The organism is Endozoicomonas gorgoniicola (genome assembly GCF_025562715.2).
GTDB lineage: Bacteria > Pseudomonadota > Gammaproteobacteria > Pseudomonadales > Endozoicomonadaceae > Endozoicomonas_A > Endozoicomonas_A gorgoniicola.
Genome location: NZ_JAPFCC010000001.1, coordinates 3,775,512 through 3,792,946 on the forward strand (window position 1 = coordinate 3,775,512; position 17,435 = coordinate 3,792,946).

A 17,435-nucleotide genomic window follows, 5' to 3' on the forward strand; every position below is an offset into this window, starting at 1 on the left:
CAGGTTGGCTGATCATTTTACAGCCTCCTGCCTGATTTTAAGATAGAGGTAATCAAGATCATTGTAGCCACAAGCTTTGTAGATAATCCGTTTGATGACTCCATTGAAAGCTTCAATCTTCGCGCTGGTTATACGATGATGGCAGTACGACAGCAAGCCCTCTCTTGCCCTGTCCAAGCCCTTAGCAAACCTCTTAAGTTCTGCAATTCCGGTTTCTTTTGCTAACTCTATCCATCTATCCAGAAACTTGCCGGCACACGCTTTGTACGTGTACGTCCATAGCTGTTTGAGCATGTCTTTCAGGATGTAAGCCTGATTGAGATCCTCGTTCATGCTCAAGAGCTCTTTCAGACTGCTTTCTCGCTTTGGAGTCAGGTTCTCAGGGTTCATGAACAGGTTGAACCGCTGACCCTTGATAAAGGGCTTGTTCTCTTCTTCAGCCTGACGCCACTCCCTGCGCCTTATCTGATCTATCACATCATTATAATTGGCAATAATGTGAAACTTGTCGTATACAATATCCGCATTGGGCAAGTGCTCTTTCACCGAAGCCTGATAGCTGCCACCACGGTCTATGCCAACACACTCGATGCTCGCTTTTTGCTCTTCAGTCAGGCTGCTCAAGAACTCATCCAGAGTCTCTTTTCGCTTGCCTTCACCAAGGAAGAGGGTTTCTCCTGAGTCGGCGTTAAGAACAACGGTAAGATACTGATGGCCTTTGCCAATGGATTTTTCGTCAATGAGCAGAGCGCGAATACCGTCACGCTTTGGAGCTGAAAGCATTCTCAGCAGCATCTCTTTATCCCAACGACGGGCAGTACCACCGGATATAGCAATGAATTCAGGCACCTTGTCGCAGGGCATATAGCGACATAAATGGCTGACGTGTCGTTTAAGGCGATCGGTTGCCTGAGCCTTGGGAGTTAAACCAGGAATAGTAACGGTTTCAATATTGTTGCAGTGTGAGCAGCGGCCCTGAAAAGCTGTGAAGAGAAGATTTACCTGTAGAACTCCCAGTGGTAAATCCTGGACACACCGATCTTTTGTCTTCATTTGTCCCATAGGGGTTTCACATTGACTGCATTTCTCGTGCTGAATTCGGCCATCCCTGCGGAGATAGACAAAAGCTTGTTTGACTTCCCAATCAATATCAATCTGCTCGATTACCCAGCCGGGAAATGCGAACATAGGACGTAGTGAGGGTGTTGTACACATGTCTGATCCTTCAGAAATTTTGATCTGTTCAAATCAATCTTTCCTGAAAGGCTATTTCTGTTGCAACCCCTCATTTTCCATCAGCCAACCTGTAAAAGCCCCTCCTTTTATTCTTTCGTTCTGTCTACTTTTCAGATTCGTTTTTCAATCCAATTCATTTTAGAAAAGGTGTTCACCATGTTTTGAACACAACTTTCAGGTCACTGACAAAGCCTTTGGGGTATTTGGAAAAATACTCGTAAAGGTAATCTATGGCTTCTTCCTGTGTGATATCGCCAGATTCCATACCCTTTTGAACTTTATCGACCTGCAACTGAAGAACAAATTTGTCCATTTTGTGCTGACCCTGTACCAACTCCGCCCATTCAGCCCTGCCTTTTGGTGGTATATCCTGTGTCATAAACGTGTTCCAGTGAATTAGGAGAATTGCATGGGTTCTATCGACAGTTCTCACCCTTTCCTATATAGACAAAAGTTTTAGACTGAGAAAATTGTCAGAAACCACCCGTCAGAAAGCGGAAAATCCTTCCAGTACTGCCACGGTATTATTACCCAGTACTTCCAGGGCATAGCCTCCTTCAAGAACAAACAGGGTTGGCTTTTTCAAAGCGGCCAGACAATGTCCCAGCTCCAAAAAATCCGGAGTAGTAATGTTGAAAAAAGAGATAGGGTCTCGTTCATAGGTATCAAGTCCCAGAGACACCACCAGATAGTCCGGCTCGAACTCGCCGATTCGCCCAAGAGCCACCTCCAGAGCCCTGCGGTATTCAGCCCAGCCTGTAACATGCAGCGGTAGAGGGAGGTTCAGATTGAAACCCAGCCCCGCCCCATCGCCAGTTTCATCCTCGTGACCAAGATAATGAGGATAGTCCTGCCGGGGATCAGCATGAAGAGAAGCAAAAAGCACATCATTGCGGGAATAGAAAATAGCCTGGGTGCCATGACCGTGGTGATAGTCAACATCCAGTATGGCCACCTTGTCAGCACCCTGGTCGAGAAAAGCCTGGGTAGCAATAGCGGCGTTGTTAAAAAAACAGTAACCAGCCATTAAATCCCCTGACGCGTGATGACCGGGTGGCCGGCAAAGGGCAAAGGCGACCGGCTCCCCGTCCAGTACCCTTTTCTGAGCGGTCAGAGCGCAATCTACCGATGCCCTGATGGCTGTCCAGGTCCCTTCAACAACGGGAGCCGTCAGATCCATGGAGTAATACCCCAGTGCGCCTTCAATCTGTTCCGGCACCACATGCCTGAGCCCACGGTGGGGAAAGCAATAAGGTGATGCCTGGGTGGATTCCGGATAAGTCTGGTGCCAGCGTTGCCAGGCGGTTTCCAGAAACTCGATATAATCCGGTCGATGCACTCTGGCTATAGGCCCGGTTGAAAAACTTTCCGGCCATTCGATTCGTCCCAGATTATTGTCCTGCAGGGCTTCCAGAACATAATCCAGTCGTTTTGGAGATTCCAGGTAAGGCACCAGGTCACCCCCAAGGAACTCTCTGGCCGGGTTGTGCAGCTTTTGCTGTTCACTGTAAATGGTCAGCATCGACGTTCTCCTGAACCATTGACATGTCGCTGACCTCTAAATAGTCAGCACATGGAAAAATGCATCAAGCAACGCAAATTATAAAAGGCTGGGAAGGTTTTATGTGAACAATAAATAGACTACCAACCACAATGGCTTTTTTTTTGCAAAGCTTTTCAGATGGCAGAAGTTGACCTGGATCAACTGTAAAGCTTTTTAGCGGCTAATACGTATTAATTACCATCTTACTCAGTAATTACACTATTTATCAGGATAGGAGGAGATAAAAAAATGATATTTGTAACTGATGATCATCGAACGATACACGTGCCAAAAGAAACCAGGCAGACACCGGGCGTAGTACCCGATGCCCTTGACCCGGTTCTTCTGGCAGCCATCCACCAGACCAACGCCTGCTCATCAAAAGTGAAGCCGGCCATTAAAAACTCTAAGACAAGGTAAACCGGCATCTGGCTGCTTTTTCAACAAAAGCAGCCTGCCGGTCAGGGATCAGAAAAGCAAAAAGTTATAATCAAGCCAGACGCGTAGATCCCTCTCTTCTTTTTGAATGGCCTTCCGTAACGCCCGGTCATTTTGGTAATGTCCATATTTCAGCTTGAATTTCAACCCTGCCAATACAGTCTCAGGAAACGCATAAATCAGATATATGTCATGTTCGCGTTCTGCAACTGATTTTTTTCGACCTTCGGGAATACCAACCTTCATGCCAGAGCCGTAGTGGAATGCGTAACCGACCTCCAGCCCTTTAAACACCGATTCTGAAAAACTATAGGCAACACCCGTCATCCATGCTGTTTCCCCGTCGTACAACATATCTTCCGCAAAACCGGAAGTGCCAATATCCCAGGCTCCGTGAGTATTTGCGCCAAGGTCATAATAATAAACGCCGGGCTGAGTATAACCAGAGACTGAAGACTTTACGCTGGAAGGTGCCCTGAAATGGCTGACGGCTGCACGAAAATACCATGCGCCAGCAATCAAATCCCCATGCACATTGATCACACTGGCCTTGTCATCAAATAACGGCGAACCGCCCCAGCCTTTACCCTGCCAGAGATCACCATCTTTCTGGCTTTGATAATAACTAACTCCCAGTTTGACCTTGCGATTCAGTCCCGCAGGGGTTGTGAATAAAATATCACCGTTGTGCGCCTGTAAAAAATCTTTCGCAAAAGCATTGCGGTACCTAAACCTCACCTCACGTTCATGGGCAAGCGGAAGTACATAGGTAATTTCAGCACCTATGATGTAATCAATTTTCTGTCCGGAAAAGTTGTTCAGGTCATGGAACCCAGCCTGATTCCTTAGTGATATTTGATTAACCAGGGTTCCCCCCACTTTCAGGTTTTCAATGGCACCATTGAGTTGAAAACCTGACCATGTACTGGGAACCGTTCTTGAGCTGGAGGCCGAGATTAACCCACTACGAAATTCCCGCCTCCCTACAACAAAGCTGGCTGACCGGTTTTTATACGTCGAGGGTGATTTTATTTCCAGGTATGCCTGCCCAAGCTTACTGAAACCTTTATTGTCATCATTTAACAACTGGTATGAACTGGTATTTCCTTTTGGCTGATAGAATTTGGTGACACCATAAAAGCTGGCACCCACACCTGCTATATCTGCCAGATAGCCCGAACGTAGATTAATCCAGAGACCGCCCGTCCAGGCTCCTGCTGTTGAATCTTTTTCTGTATTTTTTACATCGTAATAAACGGTTCGAAGCTTTCCGTCCAGTGTCGCATTATCGATAAAAGGCGAAGTTACAGACGGTGATTCGTCTGATAAAGCCGCAGCCGCGCAAAACCCCGAAGCAAAAACAACGAACCAGTATAAATATGATTCATTTATCATTTCATAGCCTGCCTGTCAGTTACTGAAAAATAGTCCGCAATTTTATGAATTTTTTTCTTTCGAGGGCTTTTGATTTGCAGCGGGGTGAGCATTAAATTGCAGCAACTCACTTTTAGCCTGCAAAACCGGGGAACCTATTATCACGCTATTATCTGCACTGGGTGCTGGTTTATCAGGCAGCTCTTGTTTATCAGGCAGCTCTTGCTCATCAGACGCTTCCTGTCTTTTGTGAACTTTTTCATTAAACTGGCGTCCCAGTGAGCGGACAGCACCAATCCAGATGGCAAAAAAAGCCAATACAATAATGGCTACGTAAGGCGCAATAGCGGCCAGCGAACCCAGGGAAATCATCAACACCTGCTGGATAACTGAACCTGTTGATTTACCGACTGGATTGCCAATAACATCCACCGCAGCCTTACCTTTTACTTTTTCTTCAGGGTCAAGCGGGATGTAACTCATTTCTTTTGTGGGATCAAAAAGGGAGTACTTAGTCGATTTACTCATAATGTTTTGTATAGCACCCAACACAACGGTCAACATCAGTGGAGTAATACCCAGTGCTAAAAATACTGTCTCGGGTATGAAATCCCTGAAGAGTGCAAAGCAAAAAAACAGCGAACCGGTTATTAATAAAACCACTGGAGTACATAAAGCGGCTACTGTCCAGCCAAAGCCACGGATAACATTATTGGAAACAAACAACATCATGCTAATAGTCACAACGCCCGTACAGGTAGAAAACAATCCCATAAACTGGTTGTAATCATTAGGATTCGGGTACTGCATACGCAGCTGGTTTTTCCAGGTGACTTCAACCATGTTGATACAGACGCCATAACTGATGACCAGCAGGGCAATGCAGAGCAGATATTTTGAATTAATAATATGCAAAAAACTTTCTTTGAGGGACAGTGATAATTTTTCCTTTTTGTCAGCCACTATGTCATTAGGTTTATAAAGTGTTGGATCAGTCAATACATTGCGGTTGATCCACCAGTAAGTCACCATGATCAAAATAGCACCAGCAGTAAACACTGCCGTCAGCAAATTCATCGAATAGCTCCATGGGTCAGCACCTGCCGGAAGATCTTCACGGGAATGCGAAGCATAATAAACAAATAGACCGGCAGTAGGTAATGCCAAATTTCCCATCATGCCAAAAAGAGCATAAAAACGTTTCGACTCAGATATTCGGGTAATATGATTGGCAAAGCCCCAAAACAGCAGAGACAGACAAACACTCCCCCAAAGCTCAGACATGACGTAGAAAAGAGAAAAAGTCCAGTTACGCAGGACAGCGATAAATCCCATAAATCCGGGTGGCAAAATACTCTGCAGATAATCAGCAAACTCCGTTGGGTGAAGCATCTCACGGGCCGGATAAAGAACAAGGGCAAAAAGACCAAAAAACAGTATAAAACTCGATATAACCAAATAAAATAAAGCATCCCTTTTGAATACATTACTCATTTTCGCATAGGTGATCGTAAAAATTATGGCAAAAGGTACATTAACCCATAACTTTAAAAAAGGTATTATCTCGGCCCCGGAGCCTGCACCAGTAACGACCAGCGTGTCTTTAGTGTCTCGCAATATCGTGTAATTAAAGAGTATCAGGTAAAACATCAAAATCATGGGGATAAGCTTTTTCAGCTCATGAGAATGGACAGGCCACAACCTGGCTCTCCATTTACCAAATTCGGTGTTGTCTGACATAATATTGCCTTGTGTCTTATACACTGCACTAAGAAACAAACATATGTATTAGTAGAGGAGAAAGTGCAAGACGACAACTTATTAATATAACGATTATTGATCTCCATTCATTATACGTAAGTCTGCCTGCCTGCATGCATGCATAACTAGTGCCTGTCAGAAAACCTATGAAAATTGAGTCACTGACATTCATCAAACAGTAGAACTGCTCCGCAAGCATTATCAGAGTCTCGCTTATAGGGCACTTCTTGATCAAAGTGCTTGCAAAATAGCCAAAACTGCCATTTTACGAACGTGCAGAACCCTCATGCACCCATGATCAAATTTCGGACGGCAAAAGACTGCTGTCAGTAGGGCTAAAAATCCCGTTCTTGTAAAATCCTGCCCAAGCGCTTCAGGTTGCCACCCACAACCGCAAGGGCAACATAGCGCTTGAAGGCATCAATGCCCTTGTCCGGACATTTATCGAGGCCATTGGCTTCCAGAGCATTAATGTCAGACTCTACGGCGGAATGCTTTCTTTTTGCCCGGGTAAACTCAAGGTGGTGCTCTCGTTTTTTGTCTTCTGCGGAAAGCCTGCCTTTCTTCGGCAGAATGGTTCGTTCCAGAAAGCCATCAAGTTCCTCAAGGTTGGCGGGGCTCCAGAACCCTTTGTCATAACTGACCTGGCTCAGCATGGGAAAGCGTTGTTTTGCTCCTTTTGCGATAGGCACTGCAACCTGATCGTCTGTCTGCTTTTGCATCACATGGTGATTCAGCGTGAAGCCAAACTGGTCTTGCAGTACGCATACCCGCAACCCCAACTCTACAGGAACTCCGGCTTTACCCTTGCTGATCCATTCTGTGTGGGGTTCAAAAATCGAGAACACCTTGTCGCTGTGAGGAATCTGCTGATGCTCGATCACCCGACGATAAATCAGATTAATCTGGTGACGACTGTGGGCAATGTAGTATTTGAGATTCTCCAGCGCAGACTCATCGGGGGCGCTTTTTTCTACCAGGGCAGCTGTGCTTTCTGCCTTGCGGATAATGTCGAGACTGTACTTAATGTATTCAAGGTGTGCCGTTTCAATATCGTGCTGACGTGACCGCTGTTTAAACTCGCAGGCAGCAACGGAATGTTTCAGATTCCGCACCTTGTGATAGCGCTTTCGATGCTGTTTTTTCAGGTATTCCCGCTGACGCCACGCTGGTAACTGGTACTGGCCAGCCAGGGTGGACGCAAACTCAATAGCCTTACGACAGGCATCGTTTAACAGGCTGATGTCTGTGGGAAAATGAACATCGGTCTTGACTACAAACGAATCGGCACGGCCATATAGCGGCTCATCTTTTTTTTAACCAGTTGATGGCCTGCTGCCACGACAATCTGGTTTACCTGGTCCAGTATTTCGGGCGTGAACAGGCTGATATTATCCTGCAATGTCTGGATATGATAAGAGTGCGTGCAGTAAGGACCGTGCCCAAGCATTTTCCGTAGCGTGCCGTGTTCATTGGCCAGCTCCTGAAGACGGTCATAATCACAGTTAGTGACCAGCCGCAGGGTGCCAAACACCAGTATGTTCCAGAGATCCATACCGGGACGACCATTATTACTGCTGGCAGGAATCATACTTTCAAGAACTTGAAAGACCTGCTCTCTCAGATCAGGTGTAACCCATATGTGCTGCAAGCCCCGCAAAAGCCGGGGAATATCATCTCTGGACTTGGGGTTGAATGTGATGGCGGAGATATCAACCTCGCCCAACTGCATTTGTGGATTAATGGTTTGACGCATAAACTCGAAAACAGCCTGTCTGGGAAAATCTTCGAGTATTATATTTGGCCTCAGGCTGTGTTTTTCAAGGGCTTGAGGGTTTTCGGACAGGCACTAACTAGTGTCATACATCCTGAAAAAGAGCCCTTTTTTTATCCTGTTGCCACGCACCCCAAGGAGTTGGCTTCATACCTTTGAGCCAATCACTGATAGCATTAAACCTTATCCGCTCTCTGTCTTGATCAGAAATTTTACGTCCGTCTATCTTGCTCATTACTACCTCGAATCTGAGGTGGTAACATTACCATACGGCGGAAAACGTATAATTACTGGAGATCAATACTTACAAAAAGTACTTAGCAGCCTGTTTTTTTACAGCGTTCATTGGCTTGAAGATGAGTTAGCACACGGCTTGCCGGAAAATTTTGATTAGTTTGTTATTAATTTATTATTCGGTTGAATCAAAAATGAAAAAAACAGCTTTGAATTTAATTGTCACCCTAGGGCTGCTTAGCCAGCCTGCTTTTGCAACTGCTCCAGCAGAGGATGAAAACAGTCATGACTTTTACATTTTGGATCATCTTAAGACAGGTGTCGCCTGGGGTCTGGTTCCCCTGAGTTCCGAGGTGGCCATTAATACACTTCAGTCCTATTTAGAGAATCATAAACTTTCTTTTCTGCTTAAGTTACTGGCTATTCACAAAAGCAATATAAGACGGGCGTCAAGTCAGCATCTCACCGATAATATCAGCGCCCTGCTGGAAAGTGTTAGCTATAAAGCTTTATCGGACGATCATGTCAGGCAAAAAACAGATGCTTTGCAAACGGATTTGCGTTACCGCTCGTTGTCTACATTTTCGGTGCTGAGCCTTCATGCCCAAAAGGCCAGAAAGACTTTTTACCGTCTTCTCGATATTATCGATACAGTGTCTTCTTCTGCAAGTCTGGCCATGTCCAGGGGTGATGAAAACAGAGCTGCCGCATTGATGGCACTTAACGCCCTGTCTATGACCTACCTTCACCCGGAGGCAACAGGCCGGGATGTTCTGGACAGTGTTTACGTCAGTTTCAGCAAAAACATTGACTGGGATAAGCACCCTGACTTCAGAACCCGCATAACTCAACACCTTAGCGCTATGGATCCCTTGTTGAAGCACTCAGCGATGATGAGCCTGAGATACTGCAACATGCTGAATGAATGGAAAGTCAGTAGCGCTGAATGTCTCCAGTATGAAGCGGCCACAATGGATGAGTTAAAAGGTCTTGCCTCTGCCACTAACCTTGAGGAAACAGAACTTGTTAAATCTTTGTTGAAAAACATTCCGAAAGATCAAATCAGGTCAAGCATTTTTATTTTAGGTGTTACTCTACCAGCAACTTTTCTTTATTTCCTGGGAAAACGACATTTTGCCATTAATGTGATAGCCAAACATTTTTCCAAAATAGTGGGAGCAGCAACCTCAAAGCAAAATATGGAAAGATTTGCTTCCCAATCAAGGCGTACCCTTGAAAACTGGGGGGCTATTAATACCGGATCAACGATTAACAGAAAATCAGGCGGTGTTGATTACACCAATCAGTATTTCAGCAGCCTGCAAAAAAAAGCAGGAACGATTCTGGCTGAACAACCCAACTTTGCCCGGTCTAATAGCCAGAGAACCCTGGAAACATTAGTTATTCATTTTGCAGATGCCTACAGGAACACTGATAAGAAGGCCAGCATTTTAGCCTCTGCCATGATTCAGAATCACAGAGAGATTGTTGAAATCAACACTGAAGACACTGTAGTCAAGGGCGCTTTAATGGCTTACCTGCCTATTAAAGATGAATCAGAGCTTAACGAGATATATAAACGCATCGAAACTCTTGACCCGCACGGTTTGAAAGACCCGATTTTTTATAAAGGGTATAAAAAGCTTGCTGGAAGCTGGGCAGAGGTTACTTTGAATGACACACTATCCAGCGTGTTCCACCCACAGACTGTCAATGAACAAACCGGCACCTGTCCTGCAGAAGGCTGTCCTCCCGAAAAAACAGCTGAACCCGAAAAAACAGATAAACCCGAAAACGTTTCTCCATGGTATTACCACTACCTGCCAGATAAGGAAACTGTAACCATTGGAGCGATACACGGTACTGCCCTTGGATATTCTATGGCCACCGCACTGATTGCACCTTACACCATTAATAAATTCAAACCGGAGAAGGGAAAGCCACGACGCCTGCCAAAAATAGCCAGCTATTACTTCTTATCATCATTAATTGAATTCGGCCTTCTTTCTGTGGGCGAACCTGCCATTGTTCAATTGCAGACCGCAATTAAAAACTGGATAGGCAGCAAAACCGGAATTATTGACCCTGAAGACAGGGAGATTCAGAACGAACTGACTGGCAAAATCAATGTTATAAACCAAAAGCTCAGTATTGAGGCCCAGACAAGTCGGTCATATAAAATGACCATGGAAGCCATGTTGACAAAATGCCTGTCACTGGCAGGTGCGCTTTTAATTAATGAGGAAAAAAGTTATACAGACTCAGCCAGAGTGGTTGCCTACGCAGCTTACCTCATCCGATATTATCATCCGGAATTTGAAACAGACAGTACAGTTATAACGGCTCTGGCCAATGCACGTCTGGGCAGTGGCCTTAACCTGTTACAACAAAACAATCTGATGCCACTTTTCGCAAAGCAGGTTTTGCTGCATCTGGCCGAGCTGGATTCAAACTACGCCGACAAAGCCATTAAAACAAATTATCTGAATATACTAAATAACTGGGGTATCGAGTGTAATCAGGATGATGCCCGGGATGCTCAGGATGTCCTGGATTCCTGGGCGGTTTATGGAGACTACGCGCTGGGGGCAACAGGCTTTATGGTGCAATCCGTTGTTAAGGCTTTTTTCCATAAGTGGGGAGTAGTTCCCCGGTCAATAGCAAACTTTCTGGCTAATACTTTTGAATTCGGTACCACGGATTCTCTTAGAAAAAGGATTTATGCTTATTCTCGCCAGGCCATGCTGAATGTAGCGACATCCTATAGCCCGGATGAAAAAAAGTCGGCAGACTATGCTAACAATGAATTAACAAAATCCTTTCGACGCCAAAAATTCTACTTTACCAAACCGGAGCTGGATGCTCGTACCCAGCTGGTACAAATTATAACGTCTGTTATTCATTGTTTTTCAGAAGCCTTTTTTTTAATGGTTGCCAACAATACGGACAAAGCGACTGACCACATAGCGTCAGGATTGTCACGAGTCATTTTATACGCTCCTGATTTATCCGGCGATGATGTCCACCTGAAAAAAGCCCTGCAAACCCTGACAGCCCGATATCGAGATAAACTTAATGGCTTGAACGAAGAAATCCTCAGAAAAACCAGTGAACAACTAAAAACTAAAGTTCCTGAAGATAGTGATATCTATTCCTCCGGAATGGCTAAGGCACAACTGATGCAACAAGCCTGGTCAAACGTTATGGAAGATTGACATCCTCACCCACCTGATTCCGGCGGGTGATTCCTGGTGCAGTCACCCGCCTCCTTCAGAAAAACGAAATAAAACGGTTCTTCCCTGTTTTAAGTGGGTAGTTTTCAACGATGTACGCCAGTGGGGTACAAGTCCAAGCCTCCAAGATGAAAGTAGATCGCTGTCTTATATCTTTCACGGTTTCGAAAGCCACAAGCCCGATTCTTCAAACTCTGAATCTTGCTGTTCACTCCCTCTGCTCGACCGTTATTAGCCTCAAGGACAATAGCGTTGATGATACCCCACAAGTGCTCTTTGACCGTTCTGGCAACTTCTTTTATGGGCTCAAGCCGACATCTCTGCGCCCAGCATAGCCACCTCTTCCAGGCCTTGATTGCCCAAGCTCTGGACTTGTAATTCCATAAGCTCATTGCCATTTGCCGGATGGCCCAGGCGCGAGCTGTTTTAAGTGTCGAGTTTCTCAGTGGTTCGAAGTTATCCCACTGCTCTTCAGACATGTTTTCAGGGTTAGTCAGCCAGTCGTAGCGAGTCCCCTTAAGCAGCTCTACACCTTGGTTTACAAGGGCTTTGTTCTCTTCTATCCGAACCTTGTTGACAGCTTTACCCAGAGACTGAGCAACGTGAAACTTATCAAATGCAATCTTCTGATCTGCGTCTGGAACATTCTCACTGACTGACTTGATGTAAGCCTTGGACATGTCCATCGTCACGCATTCGATCCCCTCTTTATGGTCATAGGGCAGTGTGTCAAAGTACTCGTTGAGACTGTCACTTTTACGGTCATCAGAAACGTGAATAACAACGCCTTGGTCGTGGTCAGTGACCACTGTGACGTATTCATGATGCTTTTGAAATGAGGTTTCATCAACAGCGATTCGTTTTGGTGGCTTAGCATCACGACGAGCCAGTCCTCTCTTCACTGCACGCTGCTGAATACCGTCTATGGCATTCCAACCAAGCTTCATTTGTCGTGCAACTGCCTTCGTAGTTGCCTCCTTTAGCCAGTCAATAACAAGGGCTTCAAACAGAGCTGTATATCGAGAGTCAGATTCAGCCCAGGGCACATTGATGGCTAACACCTTATGCTCAGGGCACTGGGTCCGTGGAACCCTGGCAACTAGAATAGTCTGAAACTGACAGGTATCCAGATGACGCCACTTCTGAGTGATGTGGTCGTAGCCAGAGCAGGGCTTATCGCAAACACTGCATTTGCAGGCCTTTTTACCATTGTGTTCAATGAATACCCGAACCTGTTGATCCTGTAATGACAATTCAACTTCAGAAACGAACCAAGGAGACTCAATACCCAGTATTTGAGAATAGAGTTGCTTATCACGCATCGGTGCATCCTTGCATTGAGTGCTTCAGAATATAATAAATCACCCACTCAAATTGAGGAAGAGCCAATAAAACTCACTCCCTTCCCAAATACACCCACTGATGATGTAAACTCCTTAAGCAATAATACTTAATAACCATCAAAAAAAGATAACAAGTTTCCGGGAGAGAAGCCCATGACCGAGTATTCTGTCAACAGAGCAACTTTTGACGAAGTAATGGTGCCAAATTATGCACCTCAAAAAGTTGTTCCCGTCCGTGGCAAAGGATCGCGCATCTGGGATCAGGAAGGCAGAGAGTACATTGACTTTGCCGGCGGCATTGCCGTCAATGCGCTGGGACACTGCCACCCGAAACTGGTAAAGGTTCTGAAAGATCAGGCCGACAAACTCTGGCATCTCAGTAACGTTTACACCAATGAACCTGCACTCGCTCTGGCCAGGGCGCTTACCGAAGTCTGTTTTGCAGAAAAAGTATTCTTCTGCAATTCAGGTACCGAAGCCAATGAAGCTGCTTTCAAACTGGTACGAAAGTATGCTTACGACCACACAGGACCAGAAAAACACGAAATTATTTCCTTCAACAACGCTTTTCACGGCCGCAGCCTGTTTGCGATCACCGTCGGCGGGCAACCCAAATACTGTGAAGGCTATGCCCCGGTGCCGGAAGGAGTCACCCACCTGCCATTTAACGACGTTGACGCTTTAAAAGCGGCGGTTTCAGACAAAACCTGTGCTGTTGTTATTGAGCCCATTCAGGGTGAAGGTGGTGTCAGACCTGCCACACCAGAGTTCCTGCAAGCGGCCAGAGAACTCTGCGATCAGCACAATGCCCTGCTGGTGTTTGACGAAGTGCAGACCGGCGTAGGACGCACCGGTGAGTTTTATGCTTACATGGGTACGGATGTTGTGCCCGATATTCTAACGACCGCCAAAGCGCTCGGCGGTGGCTTCCCCGTTGGTGCCATGCTGACCACCAGCAAAATCGCCAACAGCTTTGGCTTCGGCACTCACGGCAGCACCTATGGTGGTAATGCTCTGGCCTGCTCAGTGGCTCTGGCAGCGATCACGCTGATTAATGATGACCAGTTACTGGCCAACGTATCCGGCAAGCATCAGCTGTTTCGTCGAGAGCTTGAAAGCATTAATGATGAGTTTGGTATATTTACTGAAATCCGGGGCAAAGGGCTGCTCATTGGTGCGGAACTGACACCTGAGTGGCACGGTAAAAGCAAGGCGTTTCTGGCTGCTGCTGCGGAAGAAGGGTTAATGCTGCTGGTCGCAGGTCCGAATGTTCTGCGTCTGGCACCATCACTCATTATTCCTGATGATGATATACGTCAGGGGATGGATGCCCTGAGAAGAGCCGTGGCGAAAACCGTACAGGCGACATGAGTTGACACACTCCTCCCTCCACTAAATCGGCAAGCCGTTCTAGTGGGGGCATCGGTTTCCAGTGGTTTGGGTTTACTCGCCATAGTCTGTGAGGTAGCCATAAATAAAAGCGCATTTTTTTGGATTTAACAGACAATAAACTGTGGCAAAAAGCGATACTACTTTTGTACTATGTTCATTATTGGTTAAAAAAGCTGTCAAACTAAGTGAGACAACGTAAGTTGCAAAGGTTCTAGCCACGTGACGAGCAATACTGCCAGCACTATTTTTCGCCTGAGCAGGTAGTTTCGCAATCACCACTGAATCACTTTCTGATGCAGGCAAACCTTTGACAGTGTACCTGGAGAAAATCAATCTAATTCCACCATAACCGACCGTTGAAAAATTCATTTTCCTGCACTCAGATGGAAAGGGCATCTCTAGCTGTTCAAAAACCCGGGTTTCTTTTTGGTCAATACTCACTAATGGCAATGCTGAATCTAACGCAGCTTCGGTCGTTTTATGAAGGTCGTCGACAGAGCCTACTGGCTGCTTATTCAAAATATCAATATTGTTCTTTGAACTCAGGAAATATTCTGAGAAATCACTGCTTATACAATATTTGACTGACAACTGTTCTGATTCTGACAGAGCAACCTCTGAGAAAAAGAATACAAGCAACGTTAGCATAAACTGTTTTGACATTTGCATACCTTTAAGCTGTTGCAGGCCAGGGTAGAATGAGCGCCTGCCCGATAGTTATTTATACTTAGCACAGCGAGTGCCGAGTATAGTTGTTAACTTGTTCAATACAAAAAAATGCTGTCACAGATCATTCCATTGGTATTTTTTCACCTGTTATTTTCTGCATCGTCGTATACTTCATAAAGTCAATAACAACAAAAGTGGTTACCATGTCAGGCATTACTGATCCTTTCCTGCCTCTGCTTCAGCAACTGGACGATTGTCAGAACACCATGCTTCAACAGACCGTTAGCCTTGCGGAAATCAACTCCGGAAGTCTCAATGTCGAGGGGGTAAACCGGGTTTTGTCTGAACTGCAAAAAATGACCCTGCCCCTGGAAGCGCAACAGCGGGTTGTCAGCCTTAACGATTTCCAGTCTATTAACATTCACGGGGACGCCATCCGTCAGCCATTAGGTGACGCGCTTATTCTTTCAAAGCGACCAGAGGCTTCTTTGCAGATTGTTCTGGGCGGACACATGGACACGGTGTTTGCTGAAGACCACCCGTTTCAGACGGTAAAATTCATTGATGATGACCATATCAACGGCCCCGGCGTCACGGACCTGAAAGGTGGTCTGGTCGTGATGATTCATGCCCTGCAACTGTTTGAGCAATCGCCCTGGGCTGAACAGGTCGGATGGCAGATCATTCTGAATCCCGATGAAGAAATTGGCTCCCCCGGTTCTGCACCCCTGTTTGAAGAAGCCGCAAAAACAGCTCATGTGGGAATGCTTTACGAACCCAGTTTTCCCGATGGTTCACTGGCAGGCGCCCGTAAAGGTAGTGGCAACTTCACGGCGGTCTGTTATGGCAAAGCCGCCCATGCCGGGCGTGAACATCACCTTGGCCGGAATGCGGTTCGGGCGCTCTGTGATTTCGTGTCGGCAATGGATGACCTCAATGATGGTCGTGAAAACGTCACGTTCAATCCCGGTTTCGTCCATGGGGGCGGACCAACTAATATAGTGCCTGACCGCTGTATCTGCCGGTTTAATATTCGCATTGAAAAACCTGAAGATGAGCAATGGTGCCTGCATCAGCTGCAAATGCTGGTTAATCAGATCAGTGGGCGTGATGGCATTACTCTGGAACTTCACGGTGGTTTTGGCCGTAAACCCAAAGTATTGTCTGCTGCCAACCAGAAACTGTTTCAGCTGGCTAAAGAGTGCGGCTCGGCTCTGGGCATACCCATTGATGTAAAAGCTACTGGCGGTTGCTGCGATGGCAATAATCTGGCTTCCTTTGGCGTACCAAATATTGATACCTTGGGAGTACAGGGCGGTCATATTCACAGTGATAAGGAATTTATGAAGATCAGCAGTCTGGTCCCCAGGGCCAAGCTCAGTGCCGCCCTGCTGATGGCACTGGCAAAAAATGAAGCGGAAGGCAAAGGCAACGAATGGCTGCGTCAGTGACAGTTTCATAAGTCAGTGACAGTTTCATAAAAAGCAGCCCTGTAAAAAAACGACAACTGACTTGCTGCTACCCTTGCCTTTCCATGATTCTGAGTTGTCACTCATTACACCGAAGACCGGAGGCTTGTCATGGACAACACAATCCATACCCTGCTGCAGGCCATGTGGGAAGATTATCTTGAGCTGGCTCCAGATGCCCGGAGCATTCACGAACTGTTTGCAACCATTAACCGTTCAGCCAGCAACTGTTCAACCAGCAACAGTCCAACCAGCAACAACGGCAACGTTGTTAATGATCATATTGCGCTGCGAACCTATAACCTGCCCAGAGTCAACCTTGCCGTTATAGCCCGAGCTTTCACGGACAATGGTTATGTCGAGGGTGGGGAGTACGAATTTCCTGCCCGCAAACTGTTTGCCAGACACTTTCAGCACCCTGACCCTGAGCTGCCAAAAGTCTTTATCAGCGAGCTGCTGGTTGAAGAGCTGTCGGAACAGGCGCAAAAGCATATTACCTCACTGGTGGATCAGATCACGCCCGGGGCGACACAATCCCCCCTGTTCTGCTGCTCCGGACGCCCCTGGCAACTGGACACCCGGACCTACGACGAACTGCTGGCAGAAAGCGAATACGCCGCCTGGGTAGCTGCCTTTGGCTACCGTGCCAATCACTTCACGGTATCCATTAACCATCTGTCTGAGCCGGATAATATTGTTGACCTGAATAACCTGTTGCAGAAACACGGCTATATTCTTAACGACACAGGAGGGCTGGTGAAAGGCTCGCCGGATGTGTTGCTGGAACAGTCTTCTACCATGGCTAAGAAAATAACCGTTGAGTTCACGGATGGAAGGCGGGACATACCCGGTTGTTTCTATGAATTTGCCAAACGCTACCCAACCGGCGATGGCACCTTGTATCAGGGATTTGTAGCGGCTTCTGCCGATAAAATATTCACCAGTACCCATACCAGAGCCGAATAATCA

At 46.4% G+C, this 17,435-nt stretch carries 13 protein-coding genes; 5 read left to right on the plus strand and 8 right to left on the minus strand.

Annotation, left to right across the window (positions count from 1 at the left end; all coding sequences use genetic code 11):
• Positions 1 to 12: 12 nt before the first annotated feature.
• From NX722_RS17225 to NX722_RS17235, 3 genes are all read right to left on the minus strand, one after another.
• Positions 13 to 1,215, minus strand: a complete 1,203-nt coding sequence (locus NX722_RS17225; protein ID WP_262563783.1) for an ISL3 family transposase — start codon at positions 1,213 to 1,215, stop codon at positions 13 to 15.
• A gap of 172 nt (positions 1,216 to 1,387) precedes the next feature.
• Complete coding sequence (locus NX722_RS17230) at positions 1,388 to 1,615, minus strand: hypothetical protein (protein WP_262564066.1); 228 nt, start codon at positions 1,613 to 1,615, stop codon at positions 1,388 to 1,390.
• Positions 1,616 to 1,723: 108 nt separating this feature from the next.
• Entirely contained in the window at positions 1,724 to 2,758 is a 1,035-nt protein-coding gene (locus NX722_RS17235; RefSeq protein WP_262564068.1) for a histone deacetylase family protein, read from the minus strand.
• Between the two features lie 270 nt (positions 2,759 to 3,028).
• Between NX722_RS17235 and NX722_RS17240 the strand changes: the two genes are divergently transcribed.
• Positions 3,029 to 3,199 carry a hypothetical protein gene (locus tag NX722_RS17240; RefSeq protein WP_262564070.1) on the plus strand — a complete coding sequence of 57 codons (171 nt, stop codon included), beginning with the start codon at positions 3,029 to 3,031 and terminating at the stop codon, positions 3,197 to 3,199.
• Between the two features lie 48 nt (positions 3,200 to 3,247).
• On the opposite strand, the gene NX722_RS17245 is transcribed toward NX722_RS17240, so the two are convergent.
• The 3 genes from NX722_RS17245 to NX722_RS17255 all read right to left on the minus strand — a co-directional run bounded on the left by NX722_RS17245 (position 3,248) and on the right by NX722_RS17255 (position 8,108).
• Positions 3,248 to 4,612 carry an OprD family porin gene (locus tag NX722_RS17245; protein WP_262564071.1) on the minus strand — a complete coding sequence of 455 codons (1,365 nt, stop codon included), beginning with the start codon at positions 4,610 to 4,612 and terminating at the stop codon, positions 3,248 to 3,250.
• A 42-nt stretch (positions 4,613 to 4,654) separates the two neighbouring features.
• Positions 4,655 to 6,331 (minus strand): NTP/NDP exchange transporter, encoded by a 1,677-nt coding sequence (locus tag NX722_RS17250; protein ID WP_262564072.1) that lies wholly within the window; start codon positions 6,329 to 6,331, stop codon positions 4,655 to 4,657.
• Positions 6,332 to 6,687: 356 nt separating this feature from the next.
• Positions 6,688 to 8,108 (minus strand): ISNCY family transposase gene (locus NX722_RS17255; protein WP_262563791.1). Its coding sequence is split into 2 segments (ribosomal slippage): positions 6,688 to 7,664 and positions 7,664 to 8,108, totalling 1,422 coding nucleotides; the frame shifts between segments, so codons are not numbered across the junction.
• Positions 8,109 to 8,554: 446 nt separating this feature from the next.
• Between NX722_RS17255 and NX722_RS17260 the strand changes: the two genes are divergently transcribed.
• The gene (locus NX722_RS17260; protein WP_262564073.1) at positions 8,555 to 11,575 is read left to right on the plus strand and encodes a hypothetical protein; all 3,021 of its coding nucleotides are present in this window, start codon (positions 8,555 to 8,557) and stop codon (positions 11,573 to 11,575) included.
• 104 nt (positions 11,576 to 11,679) lie between these two features.
• Here the strand turns inward: NX722_RS17260 and NX722_RS17265 are convergent, their stop codons facing one another.
• Positions 11,680 to 12,915, minus strand: a complete 1,236-nt coding sequence (locus NX722_RS17265; protein WP_262563604.1) for an ISL3 family transposase — start codon at positions 12,913 to 12,915, stop codon at positions 11,680 to 11,682.
• A 174-nt stretch (positions 12,916 to 13,089) separates the two neighbouring features.
• On the opposite strand from NX722_RS17265, the gene NX722_RS17270 reads away from it, so the two are divergent.
• Positions 13,090 to 14,307 (plus strand): aspartate aminotransferase family protein, encoded by a 1,218-nt coding sequence (locus NX722_RS17270; protein WP_262564074.1) that lies wholly within the window; start codon positions 13,090 to 13,092, stop codon positions 14,305 to 14,307.
• 72 nt (positions 14,308 to 14,379) lie between these two features.
• Here NX722_RS17270 and NX722_RS17275 read toward each other — a convergent pair whose 3' ends face one another.
• Positions 14,380 to 14,991, minus strand: a complete 612-nt coding sequence (locus tag NX722_RS17275; RefSeq protein ID WP_262564075.1) for a hypothetical protein — start codon at positions 14,989 to 14,991, stop codon at positions 14,380 to 14,382.
• A gap of 209 nt (positions 14,992 to 15,200) precedes the next feature.
• On the opposite strand from NX722_RS17275, the gene NX722_RS17280 reads away from it, so the two are divergent.
• Positions 15,201 to 16,448 (plus strand): hydrolase, encoded by a 1,248-nt coding sequence (locus tag NX722_RS17280; RefSeq protein ID WP_262564076.1) that lies wholly within the window; start codon positions 15,201 to 15,203, stop codon positions 16,446 to 16,448.
• A gap of 129 nt (positions 16,449 to 16,577) precedes the next feature.
• Complete coding sequence (locus tag NX722_RS17285) at positions 16,578 to 17,432, plus strand: DUF1338 domain-containing protein (RefSeq protein ID WP_262564077.1); 855 nt, start codon at positions 16,578 to 16,580, stop codon at positions 17,430 to 17,432.
• Positions 17,433 to 17,435 lie beyond the last annotated feature (3 nt).